We start from the raw sequence: 21,424 nt of genomic DNA, 5'->3' as shown, positions 1-21,424 counted from the left end.
TGTTTCCCGATGCGCGCTCTACTCGTGCTGTTCAGTGTGTTGCTGCCGCTGTCGTTCGCGACGGCCCAGGCTGCCGACAAGCTTCAGGTGGTTACCAGCTTCAGTATTCTTGACGACATGACCCACCAGGTCGGTGGCGATCATATCCAGATCAGCAACATGGTCGGCCCCGACGCCGACGCCCACACCTACGAACCAACACCGGACGATGCCAAGGCCCTGCTCAAGGCCAAGGTGATCATCAAGAACGGCCTGGGCTTCGAGCCGTGGCTGGATCGCCTGGTCACCAGCACCGAGACCAAGGCCACTGTGGTCACTGCGAGCAAAGGCGTGCTCTCCCACACCATGGAAGAGGACGGCGAAACCATCCCCGACCCGCACGCCTGGCACAACCTGGCCAACACCGTTATCTACGTGAACAACATCACCAAGGCGCTGATCGCTGCCGACCCGGCCAACAAGGCCGACTACGAGCACAACAGCCAGGTGTACCTGAAAGAAATCTACCGCCTGCTGGCTGAAGCCAAGGCCAAGTTTGGCGCGCTGCCACCGGGTAACCGTCGCATCGTCACCTCTCATGACGCCTTCGGCTACCTGGGCCAGGCCTACGGTATCGAGTTCCTGTCGCCTCAAGGCCTGTCCACCGAACGTGAACCGTCGGCCGCCGAAGTCGCCACGCTGATCACCCAGATCCGCAAGGACAAGGTCAAGGCCGTGTTCATGGAAAACATCAAGGACTCGCGTCTGCTCCAGCAGATCGCTGACGAAAGCGGCGCGCAGATCGGCGGCACGCTGTACTCGGACGCCCTGGCTGCAGAAGGTCCGGCCAGCACCTTCACCGGCCTGTTCGAATACAACCTCAACACCCTGTGCGCGGCCCTGAGCAAGCCATGAGCCTGAGCATGCTTGACCTGGAAGAGGCTGCCATCGGCAGCCGCTTTCCACTCGATAGCGTGCTCGACGCCCTGCCGTGGAACAGCGATGGCCTGATCGCCGCCATCGCCCAGCAACACGGCAGCGGCGAAGTGTTGATGCTGGCCTGGATGAACCGCCAGGCCCTCGACGAAACCCTGGCCACCGGGCACGTCTGCTACTGGTCCCGTTCGCGCCAGCAACTGTGGCGCAAGGGCGAAACCTCCGGCCACTGGCAACTGCTGGTGGAGGCCCGCCTGGATTGCGACGGCGACGCGGTATTGCTGATCGTCGACCAGCAAGGCCCGGCCTGCCACACCGGCCGGCCCACCTGCTTCTACAACGCCATCGACGGCCATCACGTCAACATCATCACCGCGCCCCTCAAGGAGCCTGACCCATGATCCGCAAGAACCCTTCCGGCGATCTGCCCGTGATTGCCGAATCGGCCTACGTCGACAAAACCGCAATCATCTGCGGCAAGGTGGTCATCGGCGAAAACGTATTTGTCGGCCCTTACGCGGTGATCCGCGCCGACGAAGTCGACGCCAACGGTGACATGGACCCGATCACCATCGGTGCCAATTCGAATATCCAGGACGGCGTGGTGATCCACTCCAAATCCGGCGCCGCCGTAACCATCGGCGAGTTCACCTCCATCGCCCACCGCTCCATCGTCCACGGGCCCTGCACCGTTGGTGACCGGGTGTTCATCGGCTTCAACAGCGTGCTGTTCAATTGCGTCGTCGGCGATGGCTGCGTGGTGCGGCACAACTCTGTAGTCGACGGCCGCGATTTGCCCGACGCGTTCTACGTGCCCTCCACCACCCGCATCGGCCCCAACACCGACCTGTCCCAGTTCCCGCCGGTGAGTGTCAGCGCTTCGGAGTTTTCCGAAGACGTGGCGCGCACCAACGTCGACCTGGTGCTGGGTTACAAAGCCCTGCAAAACGAGTTCTGACCATGAGCCGCCTGCTGATCCGCAACGCCCGCCTGGTGAACGAAGGCGAGGAATTCGAGGCTGACCTGCTGGTCGCCAATGGCCGTATCGAGAAGATCGCCGGCAGCATCGACAACGCCAACGCCACCGTGGAAATCGACGCCCAAGGCCAGTGGCTGCTTCCGGGAATGATCGACGACCAGGTGCACTTCCGAGAGCCCGGCGCGCCGGACAAAGGCAGCTTCTACAGCGAGTCCCGCGCGGCGGTGGCGGGTGGAATCACCAGTTTCATGGACATGCCCAACACCAACCCGGCGACCCTGAACCTGGATGCCCTGGCCGACAAGAAGCGCCGCGCGGCGCTGCATTCGGTGGCCAACTATGGCTTTCACTTCGGAGTGAGCAACGACAACCTCGACACCGTCGCCGCGCTGGACCCGCGGGAAGTCGCCGGGGTCAAAGTGTTCATGGGTGCGTCTACCGGCAATATGCTGGTGGATGATCCGAAGATCCTCGAGCGTCTGTTCGCCGAGGTGCCGACCATTCTCCTGGCCCACTGCGAGCACACCCCCAGCATCCTGGCCCGCGAGCAAAGGATGCGCGAGCGTTTCGGTGAGCACATTCCTGCCGTGGCGCACCCGCTGATCCGCGATGCCGAGGCCTGCTATCGCTCCTCGTCCCTGGCGGTGGAACTGGCCAAGCGGCACGGCACGCGCCTGCATGTGTTGCACATCACCAGCGCCCGGGAATTGGTGCTGTTCGAAGATAAACCCCTGGCGCAAAAACGCATCACGGCGGAGGTCTGCCTGCATCACCTCTTGTTCGATGACCGCGACTACGCCCGCCTCGGCCACCAGATCAAATGCAACCCGGCGATCAAGACACGCGCCGACCGCAACGCCCTGCGCCTGGCATTGTTGAGTGATCGTCTGGATGTAATTGGCAGTGACCATGCGCCGCACACCTGGGCGCAAAAACAGCTGCCGTACCGCGAAGCGCCGTCAGGCTTGCCGCTGGTGCAACACGCCCTGCCGGCGCTGCTGGAATTGGTCGCCGACGGCCTGCTGCCGCTGACCACGCTGGTGGCGAAAACCAGCCATCGGGTCGCGGACCTGTTTGCGATCCCCGACCGTGGCTACCTGCGCGAAGGCTATTGGGCCGACCTGGTGCTGATCCAACCCGAGCCTCACGGCAAACCCGTCAGCAGCCAGCCGATCCTGGCCCGGTGCGGCTGGACGCCCTTTGCCGGGCGCAGCTTCCGGCACAGCGTCAGCACCACGCTTGTGTCCGGCCACCTGGCCTGGCACGACGGGCGCGTGCACGACAGTTGCCAGGGGTTGCCGCTGCATTTCCAGCGTTGAAGAGACTCTGTACCTGGCAATCCAATCAAATGTGGGAGCGGGCTTGCTCGCGAATGCGGTGGGTCAGCCAATACACCTGTGACTGATTCACCGCATTCGCGAGCAAGCCCGCTCCCACATTTTGATCGGGGTATGTCTTAGGTTAAGCGCGGGGTTTGACCGTGCCGCAGTTGCTGCCCAACCACTGCGCGTGGGTGTCCAGGCTGCCCTTCTGCTGTACGCCGGTGGCGTTGAAGGTACCGTTAACCGTAGTGGTGAATTCCTGCTGGCTCTGGAACGTCGCCACGCCAGTGCCCTGGGCTTTCGGGCAGCTGAAACGGAATTTCCATTGGTTGCCGGTCTTGTCCGTCACTTCCTGCTTGCAACCCGATTGCGGGTCGGTCAGCGGGATGGAATCGGACGCCACCTGGGCCGGGGTCAGGCACACCTGTACGCCTTTGCCGGCCATGGTGATGCCTTGCTTCTCAAGCATCGCGCGTTGTTCCGGGGTCATCTGTTGCTTGAGCTGACCGAGGATCAGCGACAAGTCCGGCAGGTCCTGGTTATCGACCTTCATGTTGCTGGTGGTCAACTCCCACAAGCCCGGCGCCAACATCTGCGCTTGCGCCGCCACAGGCAGCGTCAAACCAACAACCATGGCCAAACCAAGCAGACGAGCATTCATCGGGTAACTCCTGGGCAATTGTCGGCGTTAGACGCCGCAAAAGCGCCAGTGTTGCACAGCAAATAAAATAGCGACATTCGTGGCCGAACATGGTCTGTTAGGCACTTGTTCGTCAGGAGTACCGTTGTCCATGGATTTCTTTGGCCCGCACCTGCTCGCCTATTTCATTGCCACCCTGCATTTTCTGGGCACCCTCGCCGCCATCCATGCGGTGCTGACCGTCAGGACCGCCCAAGGCTCGATTGCCTGGGCATTGTCGCTGATGTTCATCCCCTACCTGACGCTGATTCCCTACCTGATCTTTGGCCGGAGCACTTTCGACGCCTACATTCAGGCGCGGCGCCAGGCCAACCAGGAAATGCACAAGGCGATCACCGAGCTGAACTGGCGCCCATGGGTTGAAGAGGCGCTGGCCGCGCGCAACTCCCAGGCCTACGCTTCGCTGCGGGCCATGCCCAAGCTGGGACGCATGCCTTGCCTGGCGAATAATCAGGTGCGTTTGCTGATCAATGGCGAGGCTACGTTCAGCGCGATTTTCGAGGCGATTCGCTCGGCAAAGACCGCTGTGCTGTTCCAGTTCTTCATCATTCATGACGACGAACTCGGCCGCCAACTGCACACCTTGCTCAAGGAAAAAGCCGCCGAAGGCGTAGCCATTTTCGTGCTGTATGACCGTATCGGCAGCCATGCCCTGCCCCATCGTTATGTGCAGTCGCTGCGAGACGCCGGGGTGCAGGTCAAGGCCTTCGCCACGCGCAGCGGCTGGCTCAACCGCTTCCAGGTCAACTTCCGCAACCACCGCAAGATCGTGGTGGTGGATGGCATTACCGGGTTCGTCGGTGGGCATAACGTCGGCGATGAGTACCTGGGCAAAAAGCCGCCGCTGGCGCCATGGCGTGACACCCATGTGCAAGTCAGCGGCCCGGTGGTGGCGTGCTTGCAGGAATCCTTTGCCGAAGACTGGTTCTGGGCCTCGCGTGAGCTGCCGCCGCTGCTGCTGCCGGATACCTACCCGGACGACGGCGTGCTCTGCCAGTTGCTGGCCAGCGGCCCGGCGGATCCCTACGAAACCTGCTCGCTGTTTTTCGTCGAGGCCATTCATGCGGCGACCGAGCGGGTGTGGATCACCAGCCCGTATTTCATTCCCGATGAGGCGGTGTTTGCGGCTTTGAGGTTGGCGGTATTGCGCGGTGTCGACGTGCGCCTGCTGCTGCCGTCACGGCCGGATCACCGCATCGTCTACGCCGCTTCCAGCCTGTATGCGATCGAAGCCGTGCGCGCCGGGGTGCGGGTATTTCGCTATACGCCAGGGTTCCTGCATCAGAAAGTGGTGTTGGTCGACCGTGAAATCAGCGCCATCGGCAGTGCGAACCTGGATAACCGCTCGTTCCGGCTGAATTTCGAAGTGATGTTGCTGACGGTAGATGACACTTTCGCCAGCCAGGTGGAGCACATGCTGCTGGAAGACTTCGCCCTGGCCCATGAAATCAGCCAGGAAGAAAACCGCCAGACCCACCGCCTGCAACAATTGGGCATGCGGATCGCGCGGCTGATTTCTCCAATTTTGTAAGGCTTGCACCGAACCCAATGTGGGAGCGGGCTTGCTCGCGAAAGCGGAGTGTCACTCACTGAATGTGTTTCTGATACAACGCCTTCGCGAGCAAGCCCGCTCCCACATTCAGATCACCGGTACCATTGCTTACTGGTACAGGTCATCCCGCGTCCACGGCAGCTCATGGCTACCATCGGCATGGGGTTTCACCGCCAGAATCTGATGCAGGTTGATCCAGCCCCGGGCAAACGCATACGCACAGCCGGCCAGGTACAGGCGCCAAATGCGCAAGGCTTGTTCCGGCACCATCTTGCCTGCCGCTTCCAAGTTGTCTTCGAGGCGCTCGCTCCAGTGATCCAGCGTGCGCGCGTAATGCAGGCGCAGGCTTTCGACATCGACGACTTCCAGGCCCACGTCGCTGATCTCGGCGGTCATCATCGACAGATGCGGCAACTCGCCGTTGGGGAACACATAACGCTCGATAAAATCCCCCGCGCCACGGCCCACGGGCCGGCCATCAATGTGCTTGGCGGTAATCCCGTGGTTCATCACCAGGCCGCCCTCACGCACCGCGCCGTAGAGAATCTTGCAGTACTCCGCCAGGTTGGCGTGGCCGACGTGTTCAAACATCCCCACGCTCACCACCTTGTCGAACCGGCCATCCTGAGGCAAGTCGCGGTAGTCCAGCAGCGTCAGCTCTACCTGGTCTTCCAGGCCTTCGGCCTTCACCCGCTCCTGGGCCAGCGCCAGCTGTTCCTTGCTCAGGGTGATACCAAACACCTTGACCCCGAATTCCCGCGCGGCATACCGCGCCAGCCCGCCCCAACCGCAGCCCACGTCGAGCAAATACTCCCCCGGCTGCAGCCGCAATTTGCGGCACAGGTGGCGGAATTTGTCTTGTTGGGCTTGATCAAGGGATTCGCTGCCGGTTTCGAAATACCCACAGGAATAGGCCATGTCGCGGTCCAGCCACAGCTGGTAGAACTCGTTGGACAGGTCGTAATGGTAGGAAATAGCCGCTGCGTCGGTGGCCTTGTCGTGGATCGAGCGCACCGGACGACTCCCCTCGTCGTCATCAACCAGGGCATGACTCAACTCGTCAACGACCCTGATCACTTCGGAAATGGAGCCTTCCAGCTCCAGTTTGCCCTCGACGAAAGCTTCGCCCAGTGAATCGAGCGTCGGATGGCTGAGCTTTGAAACCATCATGGGGTCCTTGACCACAATGGTGACGCTGGGATCCGGGCCCAGGTTGAATTCATGGCCGTCCCAGAGTCGAAGACGCAGCGGTAGCTTGAGATTCTGTAAGGCCGGTGGAAGTTGCGCGAGCATGAGTAGTCCCCCCTTGTTTCAGACGTCTGAAATGAGGGTAGACCATCCACGGAAAAATTAGCAGGCTATCGAAACAATAGCGCCTTTCTATGGTGCCCGCCGCTGGAGCAAACCCTCCTGGACCCACTGTTTCAGCCAGGTAACCGCTTGCAATGGCGCGCCCTCCTGGTAAGTGACTGCCAACTCGGCACACAGTTCGGAAAAACTCCAACCGTTGGCGACCATGCCTGTCAGCGCGCAGGCTTGCGCCGGTTCAACGCTGCGGTATTGGCAGACATTCTGATGGCGCCAGACCAGGCACACCTGCGCCAATGGCAGGGCTTCGCTGCCGGGAAAGTCCCACTCGCCCTTGCTCGCACGCCAGATGCCCAGGCTGTTGAAATCACACAGCACCTGCTGCACCGAGGGCACGAACTGCACCAGCAGCCCGGGCCAGTCTTCGGGCGGCAGCGTTGCCATGTCTTGCAGGGTCAACGGCTCGCCCTGCGGTGCATCAAAGGCCAGGGTGAATGCCCATTCGAGCCGCGCCAGCTCGGCAGGCGCCAAACCTTGCTCGCCATAATGCTCAACGATAAACCCGGGGAACCGCTCGCCAAACCAGCGCAGGCTGTAATGGGCCGAGGGATAACGGCAGATATAGGCCGAACCCAACGCTGCAAACTCCTCGTCCCCCAGCCAATACCAGACGGCGCTGAAGTCATCGCGCAGCACTTCCTGCAATCGGGCGTGATAGGCGTTGTGGTAAATCGCCAGGCCCGTCTCGACATCCAGGGTCGGGCCGCCGATCAAGGTGGCGCTGAAGCTGTTGCTGGCAGTGGAAGATTCGGCCAGCAAATGCCGCTCAAAGGCCAATTGCCAATCGATCAGGCGCATAACGCTCTCCTGTCCAGCGCGCTCGCGCCCAGTTCGCGGGCCTTGTTCAACTCGTCGAGCAGCTCCTGGAAAGGCGGGAAATGGTCATCGCGTTCGAGCAAGGTCGAGACTGGCCCGAGGTGCTCCAGGGTCCGCTGATACAGCGCCCACACCGGATCGCATACCGGATGGTCATGGGTGTCGATCACGTAGTCGCCGTAATCCATATGCCCGGCCAGGTGCAGTTGGCGGATGCTTTCGGGCGGCAGGTTGCGGATAAATTCCCAGGCGTCGAACCCGTGATTGCGCGAGCTGACGTAGACGTTATTCACGTCCAGCAGCAACTGGCAGCCGGTGAGGTGGCTCAGGGCGTTGAGAAATTCCCATTCGGTAAACTCATCCGCCTTGGAGCGCACGTAGCTGGAGACGTTTTCCAGCACGAACGGGCGCTGCAACACATCCTGCACCTGCCGCACGCGCCCGGCGACGTGGTACAGGCTTTCTTCGGTGTAGGGCAGCGGCAGCAAGTCATGCAACTGGTGCGCGTTGCCACGGCTCCAGCACAGGTGATCGGAAATCCACGCCGGCCGGATGCGCTCGGAGAGCTGCTTGAGTTGTTTCAGGTAATCGGTATCGAGGGCATGGGGCCCGCCGATTGAAAGGGACACACCGTGCATCACCAGGGGATAACGCTCGGCTATCGCATCCAGGTAGTACAAGGCCTTGCCGCCCTGCACCAGATAATTCTCGGAGATCACTTCGAACCAATCCACGGCCGGCGATTGTTCAAGGATCTGCTGGTAGTACTCGCTGCGTAGACCCAGGCCGTAACCCAGACTCGGAAGGGAAGCGGACATAAAAACACTCCTGGGGAAAGTGTCCGCAGCGGCGGGGGGCCCGCTGCGGTTGCACTCGGTTGTCGGTTACTCGCCGACTTTGCCGCCTTTCTGGTCGCACATCGCCTTGCTCATCGACAGGAAGCCGTGACCTTTGCAAACACCCTGGCCTTTGCAGGCGTTCTCTGCGGTCTTGCAGTCGTTCTGGCCTTTGCAGGCGTTGACGCCATAGCAATGAACCGGCGCGTCAGCGGCTTGTACCTGGGTGGCAACACCGGCGAACATGCCAGCAGCGGCGATAGCAAGGGCGGCACCGGAAACGGCGTTTTTGAAGTTCATTTTGTATTCCTCATGATCGGTAGTGGAGCCGGTCTGAACGGATTGTTCAGTCTCGACATAGCACTAGAGTGAGGTCCCCCCATGGCGTTACAGCACGACTGAAAAATTTATTCCTCGAGTTTCAATAACGGCTCCTGGAACCGCAGCAAGCGCCCCGCATTCCCCAGCACCAGCAGCGTACTGAGGTTGTGCAGCACCGCCGCAATCATCGCGCCCGCCGCGCCCAGCCAGCCAAATGCGGCGAACACCACGATCGCCAGCGTCCAGCCCAGGCCGATGATCACGTTGACCTGCAGCGTGTGCCGGCACTGGCGGCTCAAGCGTACGCACGTGCCCAGGCGCCGCAGGTCGCTGCCGATCAGCACCACGTCCGCCGACGCCAGCGCGATATCCGCCCCGCCCGCGCCCATCGCCACACCGACCACACCCGCCTTGAGCGCCAACGAATCGTTGATCCCGTCGCCCACCACCATTGGCCGGAAACCGCTGCCGATTTCCCCCAGCACGCGATTGAGTTTGTCCTCCGGCAACGCCTGGGCTTCGACGTCGCTGATGCCCACTTCCAACGCCAGGCTGTCGGCCACGCTCTGGCGGTCGCCGGTCAGCAGCAGTTGGCGACCCAGGCCCAATTCACGCAGCTCTTTCATCGCCTGGCGCGCTTCAGGTTTCACGCTGTCCGCCAGCAACAGCCAGGCAAGGAACTGCCCGTTCAACGCAAGCCCGGCAATCGGGCCATCGTGATTGGGGACCGCCGTGGCCGTGATGCCCAGTTGCTCAAACAATTCCGGCCGGCCGAGGGCGGCTTCGCCCTGCCCGGTCTGCGCGACCACACCGAGGCCCTGGCGCTCGCGAATATCCGACAACACCAGCATCTGCTCTTGAGTCGCCAGCCCCGCCAATGCCCGGCTGACCGGGTGGCTGCTGGCCGAGCCGAGGCTGGCCGCCAGGTTGAGCAGTGCTTGCCGATCCGGTTCGCGGGTGTCGATGGACTGCAAACGCAGGGTGCCAAACGTCAGGGTGCCGGTCTTGTCGACCACCAGCGACGTCAGGTCCGCCAGCTCTTCGAGAAACGCCGAGCTGCGAATCAGAATGCCGTGACGCGCCGCCACCGCAATGCCCGCAATCGCCGTGGCCGGCGCCGACAACACCAAAGCACACGGGCACGCCGCCACCAGCACCGCGAGCATCGCCTGGGCGTCATTGGTGACAAACCAGGTGACCGCCGCCAGCAACAGCACCAGCACCATGTAGCTGCCGGCGTAGCGCTCCAGCAATCGGGTGATCGGCGGCTTCGAACGTTCGGCGCTCTGCATCAGGGCGATGACTTTGCCCAGCGTCGACTCATTGCCAGTGCGGGTCACTTCCAGGCGCAGCAAACCGTCGAGGTTGATCGCGCCACCAAACACCTGCACGCCGACACTCGCTTCCAGCGGCACCGATTCACCGGTAATTGGCGCGGTGTCGAGGCTGGCCTGGCCCGAAAGCACCACGCCGTCGGCGGGCACGCGGTCACCGGCGCGCACTTCGACGATATCGCCGGTCTTCAGGATGCCGTTGTCCACTTCCAGGATCGTCCCGTCCGCCTGCACCAACCGTGCGTGGCTACGGGTCAGCTTGCCCAGGGCATGAATCGCTTCCTGGGAGCCGATGACGCTGCGCTCTTCCAGCACATGGCCGAAGATCATGATGATCGGCAGCAGCGCGGCGGTCAGCAGGTCACCGGTAGCCCAGGCGCCAAGCATGGCCAGGGCGATCAGTTGGTCGGTGATGCCATGCAAACTTGGATACCGCAGGCTGTACCAGGCCGAGCGCATCACGGGCACGGCCACCAGCAATGAGGCGACGCCCAACAGCAGTTGGCTCACGCCGGTCTGGTCCGGCGCCAGCCAGCGCCATACCAGGCCCAGGCTGAGCAGGCCCAGGGCGAGCATCGCCAGGGTCAGTTGCCGGGCGGCGCTGCGTTGTTCGGCCGACGAGAGCATCGGGGCGGCGTGGGCGGTCATTGTTCGGCTCCCTGAATGATCAGGCGGGAATCGTCTTTAGGGTCAACCGTGGTCACGGAGCCGGCCTGCCCGAGAATCTTCGGCAGGCGTTCGCGGTATAGGCGCAGCAACAGGCCGGGGTCTTGGACCTGGGCCAGGCTGGCGACGGTAGCGGTTTGCGCCTGGGCGTTGGACAGCCGTTCGCTGGCCTGGGCGTGAGCCACTTGCACGGCGCGGTCGGCGTCCTGGTTGGCGGTCTGGGTAAGTTTTTCGGCGTCGGTGCGCGCATTGGCCACCGCCTTGTCGGCTTGCTGGCTGGCGGTCAGCACTGCGTTGAAGGCATTGACCGCCGGGCCCGGCAAGCTCGATTGCACGTCGACCCGGGTGACTTCGATGCCCAGGCCAAGGCCGGTGGACGCCAGGTCAGCCAGGCGTTGATTGATGCCGCGCACCAGGTCGCCACGCAGCCGTTCGCGGCGTTCGGCGGCCTGGTTGTCGGCGCCGATCAACTCGGGGCGCGCCACCAGAATCGTGTCCAGATCCCGCGCCGCAGTCAGCACCACAGCGCTGCGAGTGACCAGTCGATCCAGCGCCGGCAGCACGTGATCGCCCTGCAACACAAACGCATAGGGTTCGGTGACCTTGTAGAAGACCCGCACATCCAGTTGCACCACGCCGGCATCGCCGGTCAGCAGGTAACCGGAGCCGGCCAGGGCATCGCTCAGCGGTGTGGCAAAACTGGCCACGCGATCGGCTTGGGTGGCCGCATCGGAACGCAGCAGGTTTTCCACCCGGCGCTCAATCACCCGGTCCGCGGCGGGCAACAGCACCACTTGCTCGAACGGACGCGGCCAGGCCAGCAGCAGCCCGGCATTCTGGATCCGGTCCAGCGCACCGAAGTGCAACACCACGGCGCGGTTCTGCGGGTCGATCTGGCGCACGTTGGAAAACGCCCACGCCAGCGCGGCCAATACCGTCACCGCATACAGCGCCAGGAACGTCAGCCGTCCAGCCTGGATCCACGGGCTGTCGAGGCTTTCCCGCTCACTCATGGCTGGACATCCTTCGGCCCATCCACCAGCGCGCGGAAAGGCGCGGCGTCAGTGCGCAGGATGATCTTGGTGCCCGGCGTGACCACTGTGCCAAGGGTGTCGAGGGAACGCAGCAGGTTATACAGCTGCGGATTGCCGGCGTAGGCACGGCCATAAATCTGCGCCGCTTCGACTCGGGATTGCGCTTCGATGTCGGCGGCTTTCACCGTGGCGTCGGCCTGGACGATTCGCGCATCACGCTCGGCGGCCGAACGAATCTGCGCCGCTTCACGCTTGCCCACGGCGGTTCGTTCCGTGGCGATGGTCTCGCGCTCGGCGCGCATGCGGTCGACGGTGGCGGCCAGGGTCACCGACGGCAAGGTCAGCCGTTCAACGCCCACCTGCACCACACGCACGCCATAGGTGGTGAGCAATTGTTGATCAATCTGCTGGCGCAGCTGCGCTTCAAAATCGGCAATGCGCACCTGGCTGGCATCGGTGTTCACCAGGTTGGCCAGGTCGAAACTGGCGGCGGTGGTTTCCAGCGCCGAGCCGACAAAGGTGCGAATCTGCCGCGCCGCTTCATCCGGCTGGTTCTGCACCGCACGCATAAAGCGCTGCACGTTGTCGGGGTCGCCCTGCACCTGCCAGGCCACGTAGGCCTGCACGATGATCCGCAGGCCATCGCGGGTGCCCACATCCTGCAAACCGCTGGAGGTGGTGCGCAGGCGCAGGTCCACCGGAATCGCCGCCTCGAACGGCGCCGGCCAGCGCCAGCCCAGGCCCGGCTCCAGCAATACCCGCGACGGGTTGCCGAAGCGGGTAATCACCGTGGCTTCACCGGAACGCACCTGCACCAGGCTCGCCGCGGCGACCGCGAACAGCACGAGCAATACCGCCCAGCCCATACGCCGCCAGGGGAACGGGCCGGCTTCGTGCTCATCGCCATGATGGTGATGATGGTGGCCGTGGTGGTGACCATGGCCTGCGTGATCGTGAGAATGAGCGCTCAACAGATGAACTCCTTATTGAACGGCTTTACGCGGCACCGCAGGGTCGGCCGGTAAGGTAAAGGAACGCAGATCGATGGTCGGTGCGCCACTGGCGCCCAAGCGATGATCAAGAATGAGTAACTTGGCGTGGGCCAGGCCCTGGCTCAGTTGGCTCAGGTACTGCTCCAGCACGAACGCCTGGCCGGCTTGTTGATAGGCCTTTTGTTCAGCGCTGAAGCGCAGGTCCGCCGCTTGGGCGCCGGCGCTGACTTCATGGGCCGTGGCCTGGGCCTGGTCACGGGCGGTACTGGCTTGCAGCAACGCCTGGTTGGTCTGCTCACTGGCAGCGCCGCGCTCTCGGGAAATCAGCGCCTGGGCGCCGATCTGCGCAGCTTGCACCGCATGGTAGGCATTCGCCGCACCGGAGGGCGGGTGAATGGCTTCCACCACGGTGGCGAGAATTTCCACGCCACTGTCGAGTTTCTTCAGGTCCGCTTGCACTGCCTTGCCAATTTCATCGGCGAGGCTGTTGCGTTCTTCACCCAGCAATTCATCGAGGGTTCGCGAGGCAAACTCGTGCACCAGGATGCGGCTGGCGGTGCTGCGGATCAGCGTGGGCACATCGGCGCTGTTATAGGTGGCGGCGAGTGCGGCCTGGTCGGTCAAGCCGATGCGGTACACAAAGCGCACGTCCATATTGACGATCTGGAAGCTCTGCTTGTCGCCGCTGCTGCTGGCGATCACCTGGGATTTGTCATTCACATGGCTGGCGTCCCACAGGCGGTTGGCGATCAGCGGCGCCGGGCCCTCGGCCGGAGCGACGTCGGTGTTTGCCGCTTCGCCAACGCTGGTGGCCAGCTCATGGACCACGCCGTTTTCCACGTTCAGTACGCGACCCAGCGGCCACGGCAAACCGGCATGCAGGCCAGGCCCGAAGACCTCCACCGGCTTGCCAAAGCGTTCATAGATCCCACGGCTTTGCAGGGCGACTTCATGCACGCCGGTCAGCAACCAGCCTACGGCCAGCACCACCACCAACACCGGCAGGAATGCCCGGCGCATGTAGGTGAAGGCCCAGATCTGCCGCAGGTCGATGCCGAAACGGTTGTGCAGTTCGTGCTGCAAGGCGAGCAACGGTTGCGGCGGCCAGCGCAGCATCCCGGCGATAAAACTTTGCGCCATCAGGCGCGGTTCAAGCCGCCCCTGGCGCGGGCTGAACAGCGACAGCAGGCCTCTTAGTAGAAACTCCAGCGCCACCAGGGCCGGCAACAGGCCGATCAACACGGCCAGGCGCAGAGGCCACACGGACTCTTCACCGGCAAACAGCAGACAAATCGCACTGATCACCAGGCAGATAATCGCCACCCGGCTAAGTTGCGCCAGTTGCACCGCTTCCGGCCATTGGGCGGTGCTTTCCTGGGCCATGCGCCGTTCAAACACCAGCAAGCCGAACGCCAGTGCCAAGGCAATGGCGGCGCCCACACTGGCAGCCTGGCCCAGCGCCGCGGCGGGCAAGGTCAGGCTCCAGAATTCCAGAACGCTGAAGAATGCCAGCAACGACCAGCCGCACAGCCAGAACACCGGCGCGCCTATCTGCACCAGCAAGCCATTACCGACGCGACCGAACTGCCGGTTAAGCCAGCCAGGCTCTTCTTGTGGCAGCGGCGGTTCGATCAGCCGTGCAGCCGGCTCCTCCAGCGCCATGGCCCGCCAATCCGCGACCCACCACGCCGATTGCAAGCCAGCCACCAGCACCAGCAACGCCGAGGCGCAGTTGATCAGCACCACCGGCCAGATCGACAGCGGGGCGAACAGCGCCACAAACAGCGCCAGCATCCAGCCGCCGACCGCCAGCACCGTCAGGCCAATGCCGGCCTGCCTTAACCGGCGGGCATGAAACAACCCCTGCTGAAAACGCGGCAGCCCTTCGATGGCCACGTCATCAGCGTCTAGATCCACTCGCATCCCCAAACGCCCACCCAGAAACAATTAGTTACTCTATAACCCGAAGCGTGAAATTTTTGTTTGGTTTCACACAGATAGTGACGAAAGCCCCAGAAACACGAGCCATCACTGGTTTCAGCGGTGATAAATCGGCACACTCCCCAGAGTTTTTCGCGGGCTTACGGACAAGGAAGCGTCACTCCCCATGATTTCGATCTATCAGCTTAAACCGCGTTTTCAGAACCTGCTGCGCCCGCTGGTGCAGCGCCTCTACGACAACGGCACCACCGCCAACCAGATCACCGTGCTGGCCGGGGTGGTTTCCCTGCTGGTGGGATTGCTGATTGCCGGCTTCGCACAACATGTGTGGCTGTTTGCGCTGATCCCGCTGTGGATGATCCTGCGCATGGCCCTCAATGCCATCGACGGCATGCTCGCCCGGGAATTCGGCCAGCAGTCGCGACTCGGCGCCTACCTCAATGAACTGTGCGACGTGATCGCCGACAGCGCACTGATCCTGCCGTTTGCGCTGATCCCCGAGGTCAGTCTGGCGCCGGTGTTGCTGGTGACGCTGCTGGCGGTGTTCAGCGAATACGCCGGCGTGCTCGGGCCGATGGTCGGGGCTTCCCGGCGCTACGACGGCCCGATGGGCAAGAGCGATCGGGCGTTTGTGCTCGGGGTGCTGGCCACCGGCGTGGCGCTGGGTTGGCTGGGTGCCGGTTGGGTCGAAGCGGTGATGTGGCTGGTCGCGGCGTTGCTGGCCTACACCCTGGTCAACCGTGTGCGCCAAGGCTTGAAAGAAGAAACGAACACCTCCCCTTCTGCATAAGGATTTTGCGATGCGTGAACAGCAAGAGCACACCTTCAGCACCCATGACGGGGTGGAGCTTTTCTACCGTCATTGGCCCGCCACCGCCCCTGCGGGCTTTGCGCCGCGCAAGGCGATCTTGCTGTTCCATCGCGGCCACGAGCATTCCGGTCGTATCGCCCACCTTGTGGACGAGCTGAACCTGCCGGAGTTCGACTTCTTCGCCTGGGACGCCCGTGGCCACGGCCAATCCCCCGGCGCGCGCGGCGACAGCCCGAGCTTCGCCACCAGTGCGCGGGACGTGCAGACTTTCGTTGACCATATCCGCAGCGCCTACAACATCGAGGAAGAACACCTCGCAGTGATCGCCCAAAGCGTCGGCGCGGTGATCGCGGCCACTTGGGTGCACGACTACGCGCCGAAGATTCGCTCGCTGGTACTCGCCTCCCCCGCATTCAAGGTCAAGCTCTACGTGCCCTTCGCCCGGCCGGGCCTGGCGTTGATGCGCAAGTTTCGCGGCAACTTTTTCGTCAACAGCTACGTCAAGGCCAAGTTCCTGAGCCATGACCCGGAGCGCGTGGCGTCCTACGACAGTGATCCGCTGATCACCAAAGCCATCTCGGTGAATGTACTGTTGGGCCTGTACGAAGCGGCCGACAGGGTTGTAGCCGATGCCCAGGCAATTCAGGTACCTACCCAACTGCTGATCTCCGGCTCGGACTTTGTGGTGCACCGCAAACCCCAGCAGCAGTTTTTCGACCGCCTCGGCAGCTTGAAGAAAGAGCTGCACATCCTCCCCGGCTTCTTCCACGACACCCTCGGTGAACGTGATCGTGCCGTGGCCTTGAGCAGCGCCCGGCGCTTTATCCTGCAGAACTTCGAACACCCGCTGGACCGCGCCAACTTGCTGGACGCCGACAAGATCGGCCTGACCTGCGCCGAATCCGAATCCCTCGCCGCGCCGTTACCACGCAACTCCCTGCGCGACCTGTACTGGCGCATGACCCGCGCCAGCATGGGCCTGGGCAGCAAACTGTCGGATGGCGTGAAGCTCGGTTTCGACACCGGCTTCGACTCCGGCAGCACCCTGGACTACGTGTACCGCAACAAACCCACCGGCAAAGGCGGGCTGGGGCGGATGATCGACACCAACTACCTGAACTCCATCGGCTGGCGCGGTATTCGTCAGCGCAAGTTGAACGTGGAAGAGCTGCTGCGCCTGGCGATGGCCAAGCTGCGGGACGAGCAGCGGGAAGTGCGCATCGTCGACATCGCCGCCGGGCATGGTCGGTACATTCTGGAAGCCTTGCAGGGCGTTTCGCCGTTGCCGGAATCGATCCTGCTGCGGGACTACAGCGATATCAACGTGCGCGACGGTGGCGCGCTGATTCGTGAAAAAGGGCTTGGGGATATCGCCCAGTTCGTCAAAGGCGATGCGTTTGACCGGGCGGACCTTGCGGCGCTGGAACCCAAGCCGACGCTGGCGGTGGTGTCCGGGCTATATGAACTGTTCGCGGATAACGCGATGGTCGGTGGCTCGCTCGCCGGCTTGGCCGAAGCCGTGGAGCCCGGTGGTTATCTGGTGTACACCGGCCAACCGTGGCATCCGCAACTGGAACTGATCGCCCGCGCCCTCACCAGCCACCGCCAGGGCCAGGCCTGGGTAATGCGCCGACGCAGCCAGGCGGAAATGGATCAACTGGTGGCAGCCGCCGGTTTCCGCAAGATCACCCAGCGTGTGGATGAGTGGGGGATTTTCAGCGTGTCCCTGGCACAGCGAGTCTGACCCATGCGTGAACCGGGCCTGTTAAAACCGGCGGTGCTGTGGCTGCTGCTGTTGGCGCCGCTGTTTTTCAGCACCTACGGCTTTGCCACGTGGGTCACCAGCCAGCGCAGCGACGTGGGCACGATGGTGTTCGGCTGGGAAACCCATATCCCGTTCTGGGCCTGGACCATCGTGCCCTACTGGTCGATCGACCTGCTCTACGGTTTCTCCCTGCTACTGCCAAGCACCCGCCATGAACTGAAACAACATGCCTTGCGCCTGCTGACGGCCCAAGTGATTGCCGTCACCTGCTTCCTGATCTGGCCCTTGCGCTTCACCTTTGAAAGGCCGGCGCTGGACGGCGTGTTTGGCTGGCTGTTTGCGGTACTCGCCGGGTTCGACAAGCCGTTCAACCAGGCGCCGTCATTGCACATCGCGCTGCTGGTGGTGCTGTGGATAATGTACCAGCGGCATACCCGGGGCCTGTGGCGCTGGCTGGTGCATGGCTGGTTCGCGTTGATCGGCCTTTCGGTGCTGACCACTTATCAACATCACTTTATTGACTTACCCACAGGCGCCCTCGCCGGCTGGCTGTGCGTGTGGCTGTGGCCGCTGGAACATCCGAGCCCGCTGCTGAATGCCCAGCTGACCAGGGACCGCCAGCGTTGGCGCCTGGGGCTGCGCTATGGCTTCGGGTCGCTGGTGTGTTTGATCCTGGCGTTTTCCCTTGGCGGCGGCTGGTTGTGGCTGCTTTGGCCGGCGGTATCCCTTGGCTTGATGAAGGCGAACTACCTGGTACTGGGCGTTTCGGGATTTCAGAAACGCGCCGACGGACGACTCACTCCGGCGGCGCGCTGGTTGTTGGCGCCTTATCTGGTGGCCGCCTGGATCAATTCCCGCCTGTGGACACGTAGACATCCACAGCCCGATCAGGTTGTGGATAACGTTTGGCTGGGGCGAATTCCCACCAGCGGTGAGCTGGGATCATTCAAGGCGGTGGTCGATCTGTGCGCCGAATTGCCGATTAATCCACAGGGTCGCGCCTACTACAGCCTGCCAGTGCTCGACCTGACGGCGCCCACTGCAGCGCAATGCGTGGAAGCCGCCCAAGCGATAGAGCGGCTACGCTCAACCGGACCCTTGCTGGTGTGCTGCGCCCTCGGTTACTCACGCAGCGCCACCGCCGTGGCTGCATGGCTGCTACATACCGGGCGCGCAGCCAATGTCGACGAGGCGGTGGCTATTATTCGTACAGCACGCCCACGTGTGGTCCTGCATTCCGCGCACCGTGAAGCCCTGGAGGTTTTAGCCCATGCCCGCTGATATGGAATTACAGGTCGTCGCCAGCCTGCTGCGGCGGGGCCGTTCCCTGGATCAGTTATCCACAGGCCTGACCTTGCTCGGCGTACTGTTCGGCCTCGCTCAACTGCTGATGGCCAGCATCACGCCGGTCTGCCTGATCCTCAGCCTGTGGATGATTGTGCTCGGGCTGCTGGAAAAATATTGGGCGCTGCGGGTGGCCTTCGACGCCGACCTGTTCGCCCTGCTCGCCCGCGACACCGACCGCACGCCCGACTTCGACCAAGCCATGCAAACCCTTGGCCTGCAATCTGCCAAACGCGCCGGCAGGCCCTGGACCGAACGCCGTCGCGGCGCCTTGAAACTGTTGCGCAAGCAAGCCTACCTGCTGGCGGCGCAAGTGCTGCTGACCGTGGCCGTCATCCTGGCCAGCCCTTGGCTGCCCTTCGCCGGATAAGGAATCCTCATGTTCGAACCCGTGGTCGCCACCCTGATTACCTCCATGGCCCGCACCGTCACCGGCGCCCGCAGCCTGTGGCTTGGCTGCGCGCCGGTGCCGGTGCAACGCATCTACTACGCCAACCACAGCAGCCACGGCGATTTCGTGCTGCTGTGGGCCTCGTTGCCGCAGAACCTGCGTAAATTCACCCGCCCGGTGGCCGGCAGCGACTACTGGAACACCAGCGCCCTGCGCCGCTACATCATCAACCGGGTGTTCAACGGCGTGCTGATCGACCGCGAGCGCAAGGACCCTGTGGATAACCCTCTGGCGCCGATGCTTCAGGCCCTGGAAAACGGCGACTCGCTGATCATCTTTCCCGAGGGCACGCGCAACCTGGAAGACGGCCTGTTGCCGTTCAAAAGCGGGCTGTATCACCTGGCCAAGAGTTATCCACAAGCCGAATTGATCCCGGTGTGGATCGCCAACCTCAACCGGGTCATGCCCAAGGGCCGCGTGCTGCCGCTGCCCTTACTGTGCACCACCAGCTTCGGCGCACCGCTGCAACTGGAGGACGGCGAAGACAAGGCACTGTTCCTCGCCCGCACCCGCGACGCCTTGCTCGCCCTTGCCCCGGAGCATTCCTGAGATGGATAGCCAAACCCTGATGTTGTTCGGCGGGATCGGCGCGATCCTGGTGCTCGCCTCGCTGATCGGCCTGATCCTCAAACTGCGCACCCGTGGCACACCCAACGCGGTGATCGACAACCTCAACGCCCGCATCAATGCGTGGTGGGTGATGGTGGTGGTGATCGGCGTGGCGTTCTGGCTCGGCACCGGCGCGGTGATCCTGCTGTTTTACGCCGTGTCGTTCTATGCCCTGCGGGAATTCCTCACGCTGACACCTACCCGGCGCAGCGATTATCCGGCACTGGTGGCCGCGTTTTACCTGGCCTTGCCACTGCAATACCTGCTGATCTATTTCGACTGGTACGGGCTGTTTTCGATCTTTATCCCGGTGTACGTGTTCCTGCTGCTGCCGATCCTCGCGTCATTGGGCGGCGACAGCACGCACTTCCTGGAACGGGCATCGAAAGTGCAATGGGGGCTGATGATCGCGGTGTTCTGTGTGTCCTTCGTGCCGGCGCTGCTGACCCTGGATATCGTCGGCTACGAAGGCCGCAACCTGCTGCTGATTGCCTACCTGGTGATCGTGGTGCAACTGTCGGACGTGTTGCAGTACGTGTGCGGGAAGCTGTTCGGCAAACACAAGATCGCGCCCAACTTGTCGCCGTCTAAAACCGTGGAAGGGTTTGTCGGCGGGATTCTGCTGTCGTCGCTGATTGGCGCGGCGCTGTGGTGGACCACGCCGTTCAACCCCTGGCAGTCGTTCCTGATTGCGCTGTTGATCAACCTGCTGGGGTTTGCCGGCGGGATCGTGATGTCGGCGATCAAGCGCGACCGGGGCGTGAAGGATTGGGGGCACATGATCGAAGGGCACGGCGGGATGCTGGATCGGCTGGATTCGGTGTGTTTTGCCGCGCCGATCTTCTTTCATCTCGTGCGCTACTGGTGGACCTGACGACCACCTCCCTCCCCAAATCCACACAACCCCAGTGGCGAGGGAGCTTGCTCCCGCTGGAGTGCGCAGCGCTCCCAGGATTTTGGGGCCGCTACGCAGCCCAGCGGGAGCAAGCTCCCTCGCCACAACAAGCGTCCTTACCACAATAAGAAATCACCAGCCGGGAAGGTGCCCCCGGCGTCATTATCTGATCGTTCCCACGCTCTGCGTGGGAATGCATCCGGTGACGCTCCGCGTCACGACTTTAAAGCGGACGCGGAGCGTCCAGGGCGTTATTCCCACGCGGAGCGTGGGAACGATCTAGCCGGGAAGGTGACTCAGCGGCAATGCCCCGGGCGTCTTCACCGTCTGAATCGCGAAGTTGCTGCGGATATCGCTCACCCCCGGCAACTTTAACAAGCTCCCGGTCAGGAACCGCTCATACCCGCGCAAGTCCGGCACCACCACTTGCAGCAGGAAATCCGACTCCCCCGACACCAGAAACGCCGAAATCACCTGGGGCAGCGCCGTCACCGCCAACCGAAACGCCTCCGCCTGTTCGTCGTTATGCCGCTCCACTTTCACCCCGACAAACACCGTCAGCCCCAACCCGACTTCATCCCGGTCCAGGCTTGCCTGATAACCACGAATCACCCCGGCCTCTTCCAGCAGCCGCACACGCCGCAAGCAGGGCGAGGCCGAGAGGCCAATCTCGTCCGCCAGTTGCACGTTGCTCAGCCGGCCATCCCGTTGCAGGGCTTCAAGAATCTTGCGGTCAAATGCGTCCAGCTTCAGATTTGGCATAAGTGAAATGT

Annotated in this window: 21 protein-coding genes; 11 read left to right on the top strand and 10 right to left on the bottom strand. The window is 62.8% G+C overall.

Annotation, left to right across the window (positions count from 1 at the left end):
* The first annotated feature begins 9 nt into the window (after positions 1-9).
* From HX811_RS27720 to HX811_RS27705, 4 genes are read left to right on the top strand one after another with little or no spacing between them, the layout of a single operon-like run.
* Entirely contained in the window at positions 10-894 is an 885-nt protein-coding gene (locus HX811_RS27720) for a metal ABC transporter substrate-binding protein (RefSeq protein WP_003213485.1), read from the top strand.
* Positions 891-1,316, top strand: a complete 426-nt coding sequence (gene hisI / locus HX811_RS27715; protein ID WP_008439510.1) for a phosphoribosyl-AMP cyclohydrolase — start codon at positions 891-893, stop codon at positions 1,314-1,316. Before HX811_RS27720 ends, hisI begins: the two co-directional genes overlap by 4 nt.
* Positions 1,313-1,873, top strand: coding sequence for a DapH/DapD/GlmU-related protein (locus HX811_RS27710; RefSeq protein WP_003213490.1), 561 nt, complete (start codon positions 1,313-1,315; stop codon positions 1,871-1,873). Before hisI ends, HX811_RS27710 begins: the two co-directional genes overlap by 4 nt.
* 2 nt (positions 1,874-1,875) lie before the next feature.
* Positions 1,876-3,213, top strand: coding sequence for a dihydroorotase (locus HX811_RS27705; protein WP_008439513.1), 1,338 nt, complete (start codon positions 1,876-1,878; stop codon positions 3,211-3,213).
* A 142-nt stretch (positions 3,214-3,355) separates the two neighbouring features.
* On the opposite strand, the gene HX811_RS27700 is transcribed toward HX811_RS27705, so the two are convergent.
* Positions 3,356-3,877 (bottom strand): DUF3617 domain-containing protein, encoded by a 522-nt coding sequence (locus HX811_RS27700; RefSeq protein WP_003213494.1) that lies wholly within the window; start codon positions 3,875-3,877, stop codon positions 3,356-3,358.
* A 130-nt stretch (positions 3,878-4,007) separates the two neighbouring features.
* Here HX811_RS27700 and cls point away from each other — a divergent pair, with 130 nt between their 5' ends.
* The gene (gene cls, locus HX811_RS27695) at positions 4,008-5,447 is read left to right on the top strand and encodes a cardiolipin synthase (RefSeq protein WP_003213496.1); all 1,440 of its coding nucleotides are present in this window, start codon (positions 4,008-4,010) and stop codon (positions 5,445-5,447) included.
* Positions 5,448-5,576: 129 nt separating this feature from the next.
* Here the strand turns inward: cls and cfaB are convergent, their stop codons facing one another.
* From cfaB to hflK (HX811_RS27655), 8 genes are all read right to left on the bottom strand, one after another.
* Positions 5,577-6,761, bottom strand: coding sequence for a C17 cyclopropane fatty acid synthase CfaB (gene cfaB, locus HX811_RS27690; RefSeq protein ID WP_008439517.1), 1,185 nt, complete (start codon positions 6,759-6,761; stop codon positions 5,577-5,579).
* Between the two features lie 87 nt (positions 6,762-6,848).
* A complete protein-coding gene (locus tag HX811_RS27685) occupies positions 6,849-7,634 on the bottom strand; it encodes a DNA-binding domain-containing protein (RefSeq protein ID WP_177048285.1) in 786 nt (261 codons plus the stop codon).
* A complete protein-coding gene (locus HX811_RS27680; RefSeq protein ID WP_177048283.1) occupies positions 7,625-8,470 on the bottom strand; it encodes a DUF692 domain-containing protein in 846 nt (281 codons plus the stop codon). Before HX811_RS27680 ends, HX811_RS27685 begins: the two co-directional genes overlap by 10 nt.
* A gap of 66 nt (positions 8,471-8,536) precedes the next feature.
* The gene (locus HX811_RS27675) at positions 8,537-8,788 is read right to left on the bottom strand and encodes a hypothetical protein (RefSeq protein ID WP_102370195.1); all 252 of its coding nucleotides are present in this window, start codon (positions 8,786-8,788) and stop codon (positions 8,537-8,539) included.
* A gap of 107 nt (positions 8,789-8,895) precedes the next feature.
* Entirely contained in the window at positions 8,896-10,791 is a 1,896-nt protein-coding gene (locus HX811_RS27670; protein WP_177048281.1) for a cation-translocating P-type ATPase, read from the bottom strand.
* Entirely contained in the window at positions 10,788-11,822 is a 1,035-nt protein-coding gene (hflK, locus tag HX811_RS27665) for a protease modulator HflK (RefSeq protein WP_003213508.1), read from the bottom strand. The genes HX811_RS27670 and hflK (HX811_RS27665) overlap by 4 nt, the downstream gene beginning before the upstream one ends.
* Entirely contained in the window at positions 11,819-12,817 is a 999-nt protein-coding gene (gene hflC, locus HX811_RS27660; RefSeq protein ID WP_161635746.1) for a protease modulator HflC, read from the bottom strand. The genes hflK (HX811_RS27665) and hflC overlap by 4 nt, the downstream gene beginning before the upstream one ends.
* 9 nt (positions 12,818-12,826) lie before the next feature.
* The gene (gene hflK, locus HX811_RS27655) at positions 12,827-14,758 is read right to left on the bottom strand and encodes a protease modulator HflK (protein WP_177048279.1); all 1,932 of its coding nucleotides are present in this window, start codon (positions 14,756-14,758) and stop codon (positions 12,827-12,829) included.
* 184 nt (positions 14,759-14,942) lie between these two features.
* On the opposite strand from hflK (HX811_RS27655), the gene HX811_RS27650 reads away from it, so the two are divergent.
* From HX811_RS27650 to HX811_RS27625, 6 genes are read left to right on the top strand one after another with little or no spacing between them, the layout of a single operon-like run.
* Positions 14,943-15,566 carry a CDP-alcohol phosphatidyltransferase family protein gene (locus HX811_RS27650; protein WP_003213515.1) on the top strand — a complete coding sequence of 208 codons (624 nt, stop codon included), beginning with the start codon at positions 14,943-14,945 and terminating at the stop codon, positions 15,564-15,566.
* Positions 15,567-15,576: 10 nt separating this feature from the next.
* Positions 15,577-17,331 (top strand): bifunctional alpha/beta hydrolase/class I SAM-dependent methyltransferase, encoded by a 1,755-nt coding sequence (locus tag HX811_RS27645; RefSeq protein WP_177048277.1) that lies wholly within the window; start codon positions 15,577-15,579, stop codon positions 17,329-17,331.
* A gap of 3 nt (positions 17,332-17,334) precedes the next feature.
* Positions 17,335-18,633, top strand: a complete 1,299-nt coding sequence (locus HX811_RS27640; RefSeq protein ID WP_177048274.1) for a phosphatase PAP2/dual specificity phosphatase family protein — start codon at positions 17,335-17,337, stop codon at positions 18,631-18,633.
* Positions 18,623-19,066 carry a hypothetical protein gene (locus tag HX811_RS27635; protein ID WP_003213520.1) on the top strand — a complete coding sequence of 148 codons (444 nt, stop codon included), beginning with the start codon at positions 18,623-18,625 and terminating at the stop codon, positions 19,064-19,066. Before HX811_RS27640 ends, HX811_RS27635 begins: the two co-directional genes overlap by 11 nt.
* 9 nt (positions 19,067-19,075) lie before the next feature.
* Positions 19,076-19,696: a 1-acyl-sn-glycerol-3-phosphate acyltransferase gene (locus HX811_RS27630; protein WP_003213522.1), complete on the top strand. Its 621-nt coding sequence runs from the start codon at positions 19,076-19,078 to the stop codon at positions 19,694-19,696.
* 1 nt (position 19,697) lies between these two features.
* Positions 19,698-20,630 (top strand): phosphatidate cytidylyltransferase, encoded by a 933-nt coding sequence (locus tag HX811_RS27625; protein WP_063033761.1) that lies wholly within the window; start codon positions 19,698-19,700, stop codon positions 20,628-20,630.
* A 300-nt stretch (positions 20,631-20,930) separates the two neighbouring features.
* On the opposite strand, the gene HX811_RS27620 is transcribed toward HX811_RS27625, so the two are convergent.
* On the bottom strand, positions 20,931-21,404 hold the full coding sequence (locus HX811_RS27620) for an Lrp/AsnC family transcriptional regulator (RefSeq protein ID WP_032899927.1): 474 nt from the start codon (positions 21,402-21,404) through the stop codon (positions 20,931-20,933).
* Positions 21,405-21,424: the final 20 nt, after the last annotated feature.

This window comes from Pseudomonas sp. F8002, assembly GCF_013385495.1.
In the GTDB taxonomy this organism is placed as follows: domain Bacteria; phylum Pseudomonadota; class Gammaproteobacteria; order Pseudomonadales; family Pseudomonadaceae; genus Aquipseudomonas.
The sequence above is the reverse complement of the archived record's forward strand: the minus strand, read 5'-3'. Positions and strand labels throughout refer to the sequence as shown.

Excerpts from the sequence above, each read along its gene's own strand:
- HX811_RS27685 (WP_177048285.1), bottom strand. The coding sequence starts at position 7,634 with ATGCGCCTGATCGATTGGCAATTGGCCTTTGAGCGGCATTTGCTGGCC.
- HX811_RS27710 (WP_003213490.1), top strand. The coding sequence starts at position 1,313 with ATGATCCGCAAGAACCCTTCCGGCGATCTGCCCGTGATTGCCGAATCG.
- cfaB (WP_008439517.1), bottom strand. The coding sequence starts at position 6,761 with ATGCTCGCGCAACTTCCACCGGCCTTACAGAATCTCAAGCTACCGCTG.
- HX811_RS27635 (WP_003213520.1), top strand. The coding sequence starts at position 18,623 with ATGCCCGCTGATATGGAATTACAGGTCGTCGCCAGCCTGCTGCGGCGG.
- HX811_RS27645 (WP_177048277.1), top strand. The coding sequence starts at position 15,577 with ATGCGTGAACAGCAAGAGCACACCTTCAGCACCCATGACGGGGTGGAG.
- HX811_RS27670 (WP_177048281.1), bottom strand. The coding sequence starts at position 10,791 with ATGACCGCCCACGCCGCCCCGATGCTCTCGTCGGCCGAACAACGCAGC.
- HX811_RS27640 (WP_177048274.1), top strand. The coding sequence starts at position 17,335 with ATGCGTGAACCGGGCCTGTTAAAACCGGCGGTGCTGTGGCTGCTGCTG.
- HX811_RS27680 (WP_177048283.1), bottom strand. The coding sequence starts at position 8,470 with ATGTCCGCTTCCCTTCCGAGTCTGGGTTACGGCCTGGGTCTACGCAGC.
- HX811_RS27720 (WP_003213485.1), top strand. The coding sequence starts at position 10 with ATGCGCGCTCTACTCGTGCTGTTCAGTGTGTTGCTGCCGCTGTCGTTC.
- hflK (WP_003213508.1), bottom strand. The coding sequence starts at position 11,822 with ATGAGTGAGCGGGAAAGCCTCGACAGCCCGTGGATCCAGGCTGGACGG.
- HX811_RS27700 (WP_003213494.1), bottom strand. The coding sequence starts at position 3,877 with ATGAATGCTCGTCTGCTTGGTTTGGCCATGGTTGTTGGTTTGACGCTG.
- HX811_RS27675 (WP_102370195.1), bottom strand. The coding sequence starts at position 8,788 with ATGAACTTCAAAAACGCCGTTTCCGGTGCCGCCCTTGCTATCGCCGCT.
- HX811_RS27650 (WP_003213515.1), top strand. The coding sequence starts at position 14,943 with ATGATTTCGATCTATCAGCTTAAACCGCGTTTTCAGAACCTGCTGCGC.
- HX811_RS27705 (WP_008439513.1), top strand. The coding sequence starts at position 1,876 with ATGAGCCGCCTGCTGATCCGCAACGCCCGCCTGGTGAACGAAGGCGAG.
- hflK (WP_177048279.1), bottom strand. The coding sequence starts at position 14,758 with ATGCGAGTGGATCTAGACGCTGATGACGTGGCCATCGAAGGGCTGCCG.
- cls (WP_003213496.1), top strand. The coding sequence starts at position 4,008 with ATGGATTTCTTTGGCCCGCACCTGCTCGCCTATTTCATTGCCACCCTG.
- HX811_RS27625 (WP_063033761.1), top strand. The coding sequence starts at position 19,698 with ATGGATAGCCAAACCCTGATGTTGTTCGGCGGGATCGGCGCGATCCTG.
- HX811_RS27630 (WP_003213522.1), top strand. The coding sequence starts at position 19,076 with ATGTTCGAACCCGTGGTCGCCACCCTGATTACCTCCATGGCCCGCACC.
- hisI (WP_008439510.1), top strand. The coding sequence starts at position 891 with ATGAGCCTGAGCATGCTTGACCTGGAAGAGGCTGCCATCGGCAGCCGC.